Annotated in this window: 9 protein-coding genes; 5 read left to right on the top strand and 4 right to left on the bottom strand. The window is 72.9% G+C overall.

The window, feature by feature from the left end; all coding sequences use genetic code 11:
* Nucleotides 1-9: 9 nt before the first annotated feature.
* The 4 genes from LCE31_RS01370 to LCE31_RS01355 form a co-directional block, all read right to left on the bottom strand.
* On the bottom strand, nucleotides 10-519 hold the full coding sequence (locus LCE31_RS01370) for an ATP-binding protein (protein WP_225012059.1): 510 nt from the start codon (nucleotides 517-519) through the stop codon (nucleotides 10-12).
* A 154-nt stretch (nucleotides 520-673) separates the two neighbouring features.
* Complete coding sequence (locus LCE31_RS01365; protein WP_225012058.1) at nucleotides 674-2,707, bottom strand: NPCBM/NEW2 domain-containing protein; 2,034 nt, start codon at nucleotides 2,705-2,707, stop codon at nucleotides 674-676.
* Between the two features lie 311 nt (nucleotides 2,708-3,018).
* Nucleotides 3,019-4,740 (bottom strand): SpoIIE family protein phosphatase, encoded by a 1,722-nt coding sequence (locus LCE31_RS01360; RefSeq protein WP_225012057.1) that lies wholly within the window; start codon nucleotides 4,738-4,740, stop codon nucleotides 3,019-3,021.
* Between the two features lie 161 nt (nucleotides 4,741-4,901).
* Nucleotides 4,902-5,870: a hypothetical protein gene (locus LCE31_RS01355; protein ID WP_225012056.1), complete on the bottom strand. Its 969-nt coding sequence runs from the start codon at nucleotides 5,868-5,870 to the stop codon at nucleotides 4,902-4,904.
* Nucleotides 5,871-6,104: 234 nt separating this feature from the next.
* Here LCE31_RS01355 and LCE31_RS01350 point away from each other — a divergent pair, with 234 nt between their 5' ends.
* From LCE31_RS01350 to LCE31_RS01330, 5 genes are all read left to right on the top strand, one after another.
* Nucleotides 6,105-8,336, top strand: coding sequence for an MMPL family transporter (locus LCE31_RS01350; RefSeq protein ID WP_225012055.1), 2,232 nt, complete (start codon nucleotides 6,105-6,107; stop codon nucleotides 8,334-8,336).
* Between the two features lie 342 nt (nucleotides 8,337-8,678).
* Nucleotides 8,679-9,128, top strand: coding sequence for a MarR family winged helix-turn-helix transcriptional regulator (locus LCE31_RS01345; RefSeq protein WP_225012054.1), 450 nt, complete (start codon nucleotides 8,679-8,681; stop codon nucleotides 9,126-9,128).
* 29 nt (nucleotides 9,129-9,157) lie between these two features.
* The gene (locus tag LCE31_RS01340; protein WP_225012053.1) at nucleotides 9,158-10,105 is read left to right on the top strand and encodes an NADP-dependent oxidoreductase; all 948 of its coding nucleotides are present in this window, start codon (nucleotides 9,158-9,160) and stop codon (nucleotides 10,103-10,105) included.
* A 355-nt stretch (nucleotides 10,106-10,460) separates the two neighbouring features.
* On the top strand, nucleotides 10,461-11,234 hold the full coding sequence (locus tag LCE31_RS01335) for a polysaccharide lyase family 7 protein (RefSeq protein WP_225012052.1): 774 nt from the start codon (nucleotides 10,461-10,463) through the stop codon (nucleotides 11,232-11,234).
* A gap of 248 nt (nucleotides 11,235-11,482) precedes the next feature.
* Nucleotides 11,483-12,244 (top strand): type 1 glutamine amidotransferase domain-containing protein, encoded by a 762-nt coding sequence (locus tag LCE31_RS01330; protein ID WP_225012051.1) that lies wholly within the window; start codon nucleotides 11,483-11,485, stop codon nucleotides 12,242-12,244.
* The last annotated feature ends 150 nt before the right edge of the window (nucleotides 12,245-12,394 follow it).

Genomic DNA, 12,394 nt, shown 5'->3' with positions numbered 1-12,394 from the left:
GCCGCGGGGTCATCCGCCGGGCGGCCCGGGCTCCGCGTCGTCCCGTACGGCCCCGGCCGTGCCGGCCACCCCTGCCGCTCCGACCTCGTCGGTCGCTCCGGCCTCCTCGATCGCCTCCGGCGGTGGCCGGAAGCACGCGACGATCGTCTTGCCGTGCGGGCAGCGGCGTGTCTCCCAGCTGTCGGCGAGTGCCTCGACCAGGTACATGCCCCGGCCGCCGAGCCGGTCTTCGCTCGGCGGTCTGGGCTGCGGCAGCCGCGGCGACGCGTCGTGCACGCTGACGTGCAGGCAGCTGGTGTCCCAGGTGAGGACGAGCTGTGCGCTGCTGTGCGCGTGCACATGGGCGTTGGTCACGAGTTCCGAGACCGTCAGCAGCACGGCGTCCACCGTCTCCGGTGCGTCCGCGGTCCAGGCCAGGGAGCGCAGGTGCTGCCGCGCCCAGTGCCGGGCCACCCGTACCTCGCTGGTCAGCGGTAGTGAGCGGGCCCACCCGACGGCCCGTACCTCCGATGCGCGCATGCCGTGTCCTCCTAGAACGACCCCTGGCATCCGCGTACCCGGGACGGCGGCGTCGATGGCACCGTCTCCGACGGGCCCACGCCGAGGAGGCCCCGCCGGGTGGGCCGGGCCTCCTCGGTGCGGTGCGGCGGTGCGTGTGCCGAAGGCCGGCGCGTCAGCCGCAGGTGACCTGAGGGTCGGCCCAGTCCGCGTGGTCGCTGTCGCTGCCGTCGCCGCCGTCCGTGACGACGAGCCGGACGCTGTCCGCGCCCGTGACGTCCGCGTGCAGCTGCTTCGGGCCGTCGGCGTTGTGCAGGACGCCGCTGTCGGCGACCTGCCTGCCGTCGGCCTCGATCTCGAACTCGACGGTCCCCTTGCCGTTCTTCTCGTCGTCCACGCCGACGGTGGTGTCGAGCGCCGTGCACCTCCCGCCGAGGTAATAGGTGACGGTGCTCGGCGCGTTGGTGCCGAGGCCCTTGGCGTAGACCGTTCCGCCGATGGTGATCGGGTTCCCGTCGCCGGCCGCCTGCTCGCCGTTGCTGTGGTCCTTCTCGACCGGGCCCCAGTCGTTGGTGGCCGACACCCAGTCGAGATCGCTGAGCGCGTTCGTCCCCGAGGGCGGCGGCACGGCGACGAGGACGCTGCCGGTGAGCGGCGAGGTGGCGCGCGGGCGGCCGGGGACGCCGGTGTACGAGACGGTGCCGCTCAGCGCGTAGTAGCCGGGTTCGGTACCGGCCGGGGCGGTGATCCGCCAGGGCGTGGTGAGTGTTCTGCCCTTCGGCAGGACGGCACTCGTGGTGTGGCCCGCCGCCGTGGCCGTCCAGCCGTCGGGGGCGTGCAGGGCGACGGTGACCCGGGAGGCGGGCAGGGCTCCCAGGTCGGTGGCGTACGTGTCGACGGTGCCGCTCACGCCCGGCCTAAGGGCGCCGGGCGTGTCCGAGAGCCCGGTGTCGAGCAGCGGCGGGTCGAGGAGCGCCCCGGCCCCCGCGGCGGCGCTGCCGCTGACGCGGAGCAGGACGGTGCCGTGCGCGGGCACGGTGGCCGCCAGGGTGCCCGCCGAGTTGTACGCGGTGTGGCTCCACAGGTCGGAGACCGCGTAACTGGCGCGCCGGGGAAGGCCGGCGGCCGTCGCGGTGGTGGAGATCCGCTGCGCCTGGTCGCCCGCGTTGAACAGGGCGACGGCGCGGTCGCCGTTCGCGAGCGGCTTCGTCAGCACGTAACGTCCGCCGTCGGACGACAGGACGGTGGCCTGTTTGCCCAGCGGGTCCTGGTCGAGGGCGATGACGTCCTTGTTGGAGAGGATCGCGAGGGTCGCGGGGGTGGCCTTGCGCAGGTCGGTGCCGATGAGCAGCGGCGAGTCCATCATCGACCACAGCGAGAAGTGGCTGCGGTACTCGGTGTCGGTCATGCCGCCGTTGCCGACCTCCAGCATGTCGGGGTCGTTCCAGTGGCCGGGGCCCGCGGCGGAGGCGAGCGGCATGTTGCTCTGCGCGATGGACAGCATGCTCGACCAGTTGTCGCTGATGTCGCCCGTGGTGCGCCAGGAGTTGCCGACGTCCCCTGCCCACTCCCAGGGCGACTGCTCGCCCCACTCGCACAGGGAGTAGACGATCGGCCGGCCGGTGGCGGCGAGGGCGTCGCGCATGGCGGTGTAGCGCTTCACGTAGTCCGCGCGCGAACCGTCGCTGTTGTTGTTGCAGTTGTCGTACTTGAGGTAGTCGACGCCCCAGTCCGCGAACGTCTGCGCGTCCGTGGTCTCGTGGCCGAGGCTGCCCGGGTAGCCGGCGCAGGTCGCCGTGCCCGCGTCCTCGTAGATGCCGAGCTTGAGGCCCTTGGAGTGGACGTAGTCCGCGGTGCCCTTGATGCCGTCGGGGAACTTCGCGGGGTCGGGTACGAGCCGTCCGTCGGCGTCGCGGCTGTGTGTCTGCCAGCAGTCGTCGATGTTGACGTACGTGTAGCCGGCGTCCTTCAGCCCGGAGCTGACGAAGTAGTCGGCCGTCTGCTTGATCAGCTGCTCGCTGACGTCGCAGCCGAAGGCGTTCCAGTCGTTGAAGCCCATCGGCGGGGTCAGGGCGAGGCCGTTGCCGAGCGCGGCGGCCGGGGTCGCGGTGACGGCGACGCCGGCGGTCACGGCCGTGAGGGCCGGCAGGCCTGCCCACAGCGCTCCGGCGGTCACGCAGGCCAGCAGCCCGCGGACGGATCTATGCATGGACGATTCCTCTGTTCACTGTGCCGGTACGAGCGAGCGGCCGCCCGCAGGGCACGTGCGGATGCGCGGAGATGCCCGGAGACGCACGGACGGGCCGGCGGTACGGGGCACGCGCCGCTTGAAATCAACGGAATGCAACAGAGTCGAGCATTTCCTTACGCCGCCACACGGTATGAGGCGTGACGTGCCTTTGACAAGATGCGTGCGTCGGGCGGCCGGGAGGGCGGCGGGAGATCCCGCCGTCACTGGCTCGGCCCCGCTCCCGTACGGCCGCACCGCACTCCCGAACGGCCCCGCTGAGCCCGGGAGGGTCACCGGCTCCTCGTACCGCTCCTGTGCGCGCGACCGGAGGCCCGGGAGGGCAGCGTCGCAAGGAGCAGGGCCACATCGTCCTCCTGGGCACGGCTGTCGGCCACGGCGTGGATGATGTACTCGGCCAGCGCGCCCAGTTCCGCGGGCCCCCGGCCCAGCGCGTTCCGCACCCGGCGGAAACCGGCCTCGATGCTCCGGCCGCGCGCCTCCACCAGGCCGTCGGTGCACAGCAGCAGTGTGTCGCCCCGGTGCAGACGGCAGCGGGTGGCCGGGAAGGGCGCGGTGCCGAACCCCGGCATTCCCAGAGGCGGCCCGCCCTCGACGCCGAGCTGGGCGACCTTGCCGTTCGCGTACCGGATGAACGGGTCCGGATGGCCCGCCCGCGCGATCAGGACCTCGCCGGTGACCGGCGCGACGGCCACGTAGACGCAGGTGGCGAGGCGCTCGGTCTCCAGTTCCGCGAGGAAGGCGGAGGCGCGGGCCAGGACACTCGACGGAGGATGCCCCTCGGAGGCGTACGCGCGCAGCGCGGTGCGGAGCTGCCCCATGACCGCCGAGGCGTCGATGTCGTGCCCCTCCACGTCCCCGACGACCAGGCCGATGGTGCCGTTCGGTACCGCGACCACGTCGTACCAGTCCCCGCCCACTTCCTGGCCGTTGCTCGAGGGCTGGTACTGGGCCGCGGTCGCCAGGCCCTCGACCTCGGGGATGCGCGCGGGCAGCATGGCGCGCTGGAGTCCCACGGCCACCGCGTGCTCCTTGTCGTAGAGGCGTGCGCGCTGGAGGGACTGGGCCACCGCGGCGCCGAGTGCCAGCAGGAGATCGCGGTCCACCGTGGTGAAGCTGGTCCGCCCCTCGTACAGGACCGTCAGCGCGCCGGTCGGGCGTCCCTGGGCGACGAGCGGCACGACGGCGGCCGAGGTGATGGCGGTGGGCTCGATGTAGGGCCAGAGCGACGGATACCTCTCCCGGACGTCCACGCGCCGTACGAAGAGAGGCTTCTGCGCGCGTACGGCGTCGGGGATGGGCAGCACGTCGCGCACGTCGAGGAGTTCGAAGTGGCGGAAGAGCTCGCCCGGTTGCCCCTTGGTGACGAGGAAGCGGCTGCCGTCCTCCGCGAAGGTGCTCAGGGCGATGCCCGCGGCGCCGACGTCCCGCAGGTTCTCCGGGTGGGTGAGCGAGGTCAGCACGTCGTCGAAGGTCAGGGCGTTCGCCAGGGCGGCGGTGGTCGAATGGACCACGTCGCTCTGCCGGCGGCGGACCGTGTCCGTCGTCGCGCGGTCGATGGCGCCCTGGAGTTCCCCCGAGGCGTCCCGCACCACGCCGACGACTCTCCGCGCCTGGCCGGTCGCGTCGCGGATCACCTGGACCTGCGCGTGGGCCCACCGGTTCTCGCCGCCGGGCGGGCAGCACGCCCTGAAGTGGAAGCTGAGGGCCGACCGCTCGTGGCCGCGGCTCTCCATCTCCTTCCGCAGCCCCACCAGCTCCCTGGGGACCACGCGCTCGGCGAGCGTCAGCACGTCCCCGTCGAATTCGTCCGGGGTCAGCCCGAACACGGCCAGCGCTCCTGGATGCATGAACACCCGCCCCGACGGCACGTCCCACAGGAACGCGCCCATCCCGCCGAGGGCCATCACCCTGGGAAGCTCCGCGCCCAGCTCCGCTTCAAGATCGTCAAGGGCCTCGCGCCGACGGGCCTGGGAGGCCGGGACGTCACCCATCGCACCCTCCGCATCACTACTTTACGTAGGATATACACGCATATTCCACGGTAACGCCGGTCCCCGTAGACCGCGCCGGGGCCCGCGGACCGACGGCCCCCTGGCTGGGGCGGCCGGGATTCCCGGACGTGCCCCGGCCCGGGGCCGCGCACGCCGTGCGGTCACCGGACGGTCATCGTGGCCCGGCCGCCGGTGGAGGTGAGGGGGCCGCCGTCCCGGCCGGGGACACCCACGTCGAGGAAGAGGGCGTAGCGGGACCTCGGGTCGAACCGCGTGGTCGCGGCGAGGCGCATACGGACGGTCCGGCTCGCCCCGGTCGGCAGCGAAACCCGCGGCAGTGCGGCGCCTTTCGCGGGCATGTCGTGCCAGCGGCCGCCGGAGAACCACTGCACGCGCAGCCCCTTGACGTACGCGCCCGACGTCGGGCACCGCGCTCCGTCCGCGAAGTCGCAGTCCGCCGAGGCGTCGAGCCGGACCGATGGCTGAGCTGTGGTGGACGCGTTGGCCACGGTGAAGTCGGCCGCGTGCCACTTCCCGTCGCGGGGCAGGACGGCCGGGGCCGAGATCCGCGCGACGTCCACCAGGTTGAGCTGGACCTCGTTGGTCGTACCGGCCAGGACACGGCCCTCGGCGTCGAGGAGGTCGAGCGCCAGGTGCAGGGACGTGACGTCGGGCGGGGTGCGGAAGGCGGGGGCGACGCGCAGCCCCGGACGGTTCTCGCCGGGCTTCAGTGTGAGGGGGTACGTCCCGGTGAGCGTCACCGGGTCCGCGATCCGCGCGCCGCCCGCGGCCGGTGATGGGGCCCGGCCCGTGGTGAGCGGCACGTCGTCCCAGCCGGAGCCTCCCGAACTCCCCCGCGTGACCTTGAGTTTGCCGGTGTCCGCGCCCGGTACGGTGAACCGCAGCCGCATCGTCACCGTACGGGCCGTGTGTGCCGCGTTCCTGACGTCCAGGAGGACGGTCCCGGCCCGTGCCGCGGACATCGACTGCGCGTCGGCGACGATGTCCACCGCGTGCGAGGCGCTCGCCGAGGGCTTCGGACCGGCGTCCCGGCCCCCCGCGCACCCGGTCGCCGCTGCCACCGCCGCCGCGACGAGCGCGACGCCCGCCACCGTACGTACCACTCCCACGTTTCCCCCCGATACGTTGTGTCCGCCCATCGTAGGCGCGGGCCGAACGGTCCCACGGACCGGTGTGCCGCGGGTGGCGCCGGGTGCCGGGCCGCCCCGGCGCGCGCCGTTGTCCGTTGGCCCGGCTGGCCGACACCGACACGTCCTTGATGGAATGGCGCGTCCCTGCCCGCGATCCTGCGGCTGATAAGGATGGTCCCGTTGTGACCACGCGTGCCGGCAGCGGGGAATGCGATGTTGCGATGGACCCGATGGTGTTTCGAGCACCGCAGGAGTGTGCTGGCGTTCTGGCTGGTGGCCGCCGTCGCCACCCTGGTGCTCAGCCGGTCGTACGGCAGCCGCTACAACGAGAGTGTCAGCCTGCCCGGGACGGACTCGCAGGCAGCGGTGGATCTCCTGACGCGCAACTTCCCCTCCGCGTCGGGGGAGGCGGACCAGGTCGTCGTCGAGGCCCTCGGGGGCGCGCACGTCAGCTCGCCCTCGGTGCGGGGGCCGGTGACCGCGGCCCTCGCGAGGGTCGCCGCGGTGCCCGGTGTCGCGTCCGTCGCCGGCCCGTACGGCCCGCGTGGCGCGGCGCAGGTCGCCAGGGACGGTACCGTCGCCTTCGCGACCGTGACCTGGGACAAGGTGGCGGCCGATGTGACGCGGGACGACGCGGTCCGTCTGATCGACGCCGCGAAGTCCGCCGACGGGCCGCATGTCCACGTCTCGCTGGGCGGTCGCGCGATCACCACGGAGCAGAGCGCGGGCCCCGGCCTTTCTGTGGTGGTGGGCGCGGTGGCCGCGCTGGTCATCCTGCTGATCGTGTTCGGCGGGGCCCTCTTCGCCTCCCTGATGCCGCTCCTGACGGCGGTCGTCGCCCTCGTCATCGGCACCTCGTCGATCAGTCTGCTCTCGCACGCGCTGGACACACCGAGTGTGTCGCGGGACCTCGCCGTGCTCATCGGCCTCGGTGTCGGTGTGGACTACGGCCTGTTCATCACCAGCCGGCACCGCAGCGCCGTGAAGGCCGGCCGGAGCTACGCGGAATCCGTCGAGGAGGCCGTGAACACCTCTGGCCGCACCGTCCTGTTCGCCGGCATCACGGTGTGCATCGCACTGCTCGGACAGTTCGCGCTGGGCGTCAACTTCCTCTACGGCGTCTCGGCGGCGTCCGCCCTGACCGTCGCGCTGACCATGGCCACCGCGCTCACCTTCCTGCCGGCCATGCTCGGTTTCCTCGGGCCGAGAGTGCTCTCGCGCCGGGAGCGGGCGGCGCTCGCGGCCGAGGGGCCTGACCCCGGCGAGGCCGGCGGACCCTGGCTGCGCTGGGCGTCCTTCGTCGAGGCCCGCAGAGTCCTGATCGCGGTGGCGGCCCTGGTCGTGGTCGTGGTGATCGCGCTGCCGGTCTTCAGCCTCAGACTGGGGTCCTCGGGCGCCAACACCGACCCGCCGTCGTCGACGACCCATCAGGCGTACACGGCCCTGGCGCGGGGCTTCGGGCTCGGGTTCAACGCGCCGTTCCAACTGGTGAGCGACGTCGCGTCGCCGGCACAACGCGCCGCGTTCGCCGACTTCCGCAAGGCCGCGGCCCGCACCCCCGGCGTGGCGAAGGTGACCCCGGCAGTCCTGTCACCCAACCACCGGGTGGCCCTGGCGGTCCTCTATCCGACCACCGGGCCCGGGGCCAAGGCCACCGTCTCGCTGGTCTCCACCCTGCGCGGGCAGCTGGTTCCGGCCGCCGAGGCCAGGAGCGGGCTGAAGATCCACGTCGGCGGCGCCACCCCCGCGAACATCGACTTCTCGCGCGTACTGAGCGACAAACTGCCGCTGTTCATCGCGGTGGTCGTCGTCCTGGCCTTCCTGCTGCTGGTGGCGGTCTTCCACAGCGTCCTGATCCCGCTGGTGGCCGCCGTCATGAACCTGTTGTCGGTCGGCGCCGCGCTGGGCGCGCTGAACGCGGTGTTCACCTGGGGCTGGGCGCAGTCGGCGCTGAACATCAACGGAACGGGACCGGTGGACGCCTTCATCCCGGTCCTGCTGTTCTCCGTCCTCTTCGGCCTGTCCATGGATTACGAGGTCTTCCTGGTCGGCCGCATCCAGGAGGAGTGGCACGCCCGGCGGGGCGGGACCGCGGGCCGTGCGCGGGACACGAGCGGCGAGGCGGGAGGCCGGGCCCGGTCCGTCCGCGACAACCACCGGGCGGTCACCCTCGGCCAGGCCAAGAGCGGACGGATTATCGCGGCCGCCGCCGGCATCATGATCCTGGTCTTCGGCTCCTTCCTGATCGGAGACCAACGCGTCCTCCAGGAGTTCGGCTTCGGCCTCGCCTTCGCCGTTCTCGCCGACGCGCTGGTCATCCGCGGCCTCCTCGTCCCGGCGCTGATGCATCTGATCGGCCCGGTCGACTGGGCGATGCCGCGGTGGCTGCGCCGGATCGTGCCGGACTTCTCGATCGAGGCCGCGTCCGGCGCCGACCGCCACTGAGGCCACTGCCGTCTCGGCGGTCCCGGGAGACCGGGCGCCGGGCCGTCCGGACCGGCGCGCGTCCCACCGGCGCGCGTCCCCACCGGCGCCGATCGCACCGGGCCGTCCGCACCGCGCATCCCGGGCCGGCGTGCGTCCCCGAGGGACCGGCCGTGGCGCTCTTGATACCGACGCCCCTCCCCCACCGGTGCTCCCGCGGTCCCGTGCTGCCGCCGTACGCCGGCCGGTACACCAGCCCGCCGCCCGGGGCCCCCGGCCCATCACCCGGCCCGAGGGCGACTTACTATAGTGCTAATCTAATTAGCGCTATAGGATCAGACTCGACGGCCCGGAAGGAGAACCGTGGATCTTCCCCGCCTCTTCGACGATCTGGTACGCCTCGAAACCGATCTGTGGAACGCGATCGACGCCGCGCTGCGCCAGGAGAGCGGCGTTCCGCTCGGCAGCCTCGACGTGCTGCGGGTCATCGCCCGCACACCGGGCTGCCGCGTGGGCGACATCGCGGGCGCCCTCTCCATCACGATCGGCGGCGCGAGCCAGGCGGTCGACCGCCTTGAGAAGCGGGACCTGTGCGTCCGGGTCCCGCATCCGAGCGACCGCCGCTCCTCGCTGGTCCAGCTCAACGAGGCGGGCCGGAGCCTGGCGGAGTCGGCCGGCCTGGTCTTCGAGCGCGAACTCGCGGCGCGGCTTGGGGGTTCGCTGCCGGAGAGCGAGCTGGACCGCCTCGGCGCCGCGCTCGCCACACTCCGCGCCGCCCTCTCGCGCGGCACCGATTCCGGAACCACTGCCTGACAAGGCCCTTTACTCGCTGAGGAGTTGCCATGCCCGACGACCGCACGCAAGCCCGAGCCGTACGCCTGGACGCCTACGGGGACCGCGAGGTCCTGAACGTCGTCGACGTACCCGTCCCCCGCCCCGCGGCCGGGGAGGTACTCGTCGAGGTCAGGGCGGCGGGCATCAACCCGGGCGAGGCCGCCATCCGGACCGGTGCGCTGCACGAGCGGTTCCCCACGACGTTCCCGTCCGGCCAGGGCAGCGACCTCGCGGGCGTCGTCACCGCCCTCGGGGACGGCGTCACCGACTTCGCGGTCGGCGACGAGGTCCTGGGCTACTCGTGGAAGCGTTCCAGTCACGCCACCCACGCCGTTGTCCCCGTGACCCAGCTGACCCGCAAGCCGGAGGCCCTCAGTTGGGCGGTGGCCGGCAGCCTCTACGTGGCGGCCTCGACGGCGTGGGCGGCCGTCGAGGCGATCGGTCCCGTGGAGGGCCGCACGGTCGCCGTGTCGGCGGCGGCCGGCGGCGTCGGCGTCATCACCGTCCAACTGCTCGCGGTGCGCGGCGCCCATGTCCTCGGCATCGCCTCGCCGGCCAACGCGGCCTGGCTGAGGGCCCACGGCGCGACCCCGGTCCCGTACGGCGACCGGCTCGCCGCCGACCTCGCCGCGGCGGCGCCGGGTGGCATCGACGCGTTCATCGACCTGTTCGGACCCGAGTACGTGCGTCTCGCCGTCGACCTGGGGATCGCGCCGGAGCGCATCGAGACGGTCATCTCGTTCGAGGAGGCGGCGAAGTTCGGTACGCACAGTGCGGGCAGCGCCGAGGGTTCGTCCCGGGAGGTCCTCGCCGAGATGGCCGGGCTCGTCGCGAGCGGCAGGATCGAGGTCCCGATCGCCGCCGCGTTCCCGCTCGAACGGGTCCGCGACGCCTTCGCGGCGCTCGAACAGCGGCACACCCGCGGCAAGATCGTGCTGATCCCCGGCCTCGCTTAACCGGCCCTTCGACCGGTGAACGCCCGGCCGAGCCGCCCCGCTCGCCCCGGGGTCGTCCCGGCCTCACCCGGTGTCGCCCGCTCTTCGCATGCGCATCTCACGTTCACTCACATGAACATTTCAGGCGCCGAATTCGCGCCGCCGGCAAGCACCCGGGCGCCGGCGACGGCGCCCGGGTGCTCCTTCACCCCGCGTCGATCCATCGCTCAACATCCCTGCCGAGCTGGGGAGATGCATGCGAACCACGCGCAACTCGTTGACGCCCCGAGCGGGTCATGCTATCCAGATCTGGCGCCCCTGCTGGACTAGACCTAGTTCACGTAGATGAACTCCGAGCGTCGGAAGAGTCCCCCACATGAAACTCCACTCCAAGCTCCTCACCGCGGCCGCCGCCGTCGGCATCGCCGGCGTGCTCAGCCTCGGCGGCAGCGCAAGCGCCGCCTCCCCCACGGTCGCCCCCGGCGGCAACTTCAACCTGTCGGTTTGGGAGCTTCAGGAGCCCGTCGGCTCCCCCGGCTCGCCCACCACCATCCCGTCCTCCGAACTGCAAGGGGACAACGGCTTCCAGGACTCGTACTTCTACACCGACACGCGTGACGGCGCGATGACCTTCTGGGCGCCGGAGAAGGGCGTAACCACGCCCAACTCCAACTACGCCCGCTCCGAGCTGCGGGAGATGAACTCCAACGGCAGCGCGGCGAACTGGTCGCTCAGCGGCAGCCACAAGCTGAGCGCGACACTCCGAGTGGTGTCCGTGACGTCGAACGTCTGCGTCGGGCAGATCCACCTGGGCACGGGCGGCTCGTCCACCAAGCCGCTGATCGAGCTCTACTACCACTCCAACGGCGACATCGTCGCGGGCACCGAGAACTCGCCCGACGGCGGCCAGACCACACACACCGTCGGCCATGTGTCGATCGGCAAGACCTGGAGCTACACGATCGCCGTCTCCGGCGGCAACACGATCGACCTGACGGTCAACGGCAGCACGACCCACTACGCCATCCCCTCGTCGTTCGACGCCTACAAGCAGTACTTCAAGGCCGGCTCCTACAACCAGTCGTCCTCGGACAGCACCACCAACGGGGCACGTGTCGCCTTCTACGGACTGACCGTCTCCCACAGCTGAGCGCCCCGGGGGCGCCGCACCCGTGGGGGGGCGGCGCCCCCCCCCGCGCGGGCGGGGGGGCCCCCCCCCCCCGGGGCGCGCCGGGGGGGGCCCCGCCCGCCCCCCGCGCCCCCCGCCCCCCCCCCCCCCCCCCCCCCCCCCCCCCCCCCCCCCCCCCCCCCGCCCCACCGCCGTTCGGCCGCGCGGTCGCGGACCGCGCTCCGCCAGAACACCGCGCCGACCGGGGGCTCTTGGCCGATACTGGTCCCATGCGCATCCTGATGCCGGTCCCGGACCGCGACTTCGATGTGACCGAGGTGGCCGTACCCTGGCGACTGCTGACCGAGGCGGGGCACCACGTCGTGGTGGCCACCGAGCGGGCCGGCACCCGCCCGGCCGCCGATCCCCGTCTGCTGACGGGCGTACTCCTCGGCCGGCTCGGCGCCGCGGACGAACCCCGCAGGTGGTATGAACAACTCACCCGGGCACCGGAGTTCACAGACACCGTGAGCTGGGAGCAGGTGGATGTGGCGGAGTTCGACGGAATGCTGCTGCCCGGCGGCCACGCACCCGGCATGCGGCAGTACCTCGGCTCCGTGGGCCTTCAGCGGCAGCTCGCCCGCTTCTGGGGGCTGGCCCGTCCCGTGGGGGCCATCTGTCACGGTGTGCTGCCGCTGGCCCGCGCGACATCGCCCAGCACCGGCCGGAGCCTCTTGGCGGACCGTCGCACCACGTGCCTGCCCACGTACATGGAACGCACCGCGTATCTGTCCACCGCCTGGCGGCTCGGCCGCTACTACCGGACCTACCCGGCCTACGTCGAGGACGAGGTGCGGCGCGCCCTGGACGCTCCCGCGCGGCAGTTCGTACGCGGCCCCCTGACCTTCACCCGGCGGGGCACGGCCGACGACGACACTCCCGCGTTCGTCGTGCGGGACGGGAACTATCTCTCGGCGCGGTGGCCCGGAGACGCCTACCTCTTCGCGCGCCGGTACCTCGACCTGCTGCGTTCGTGGTCCGACGACTCCTGAGGGGTCCGTTGCCGCTTCCGGTCCGCCGTGATGGGCGGGGGGGGGGGCGCCCCCCCCCACCGGGGGGGGGCCCCCCCCCCCCCCCCCCCCCCCCCGGGCGGGCCTCACCCCGCGGGCGGGGGGCGGGGGGGGGTGGGGGGGGGTGGGGGC

This window comes from Streptomyces sp. 8L (assembly GCF_020176795.1).
GTDB lineage: Bacteria > Actinomycetota > Actinomycetes > Streptomycetales > Streptomycetaceae > Streptomyces.
Note: the sequence above shows the minus strand (reverse complement) of the source record. Positions and strands in the feature narration are given on the sequence as shown.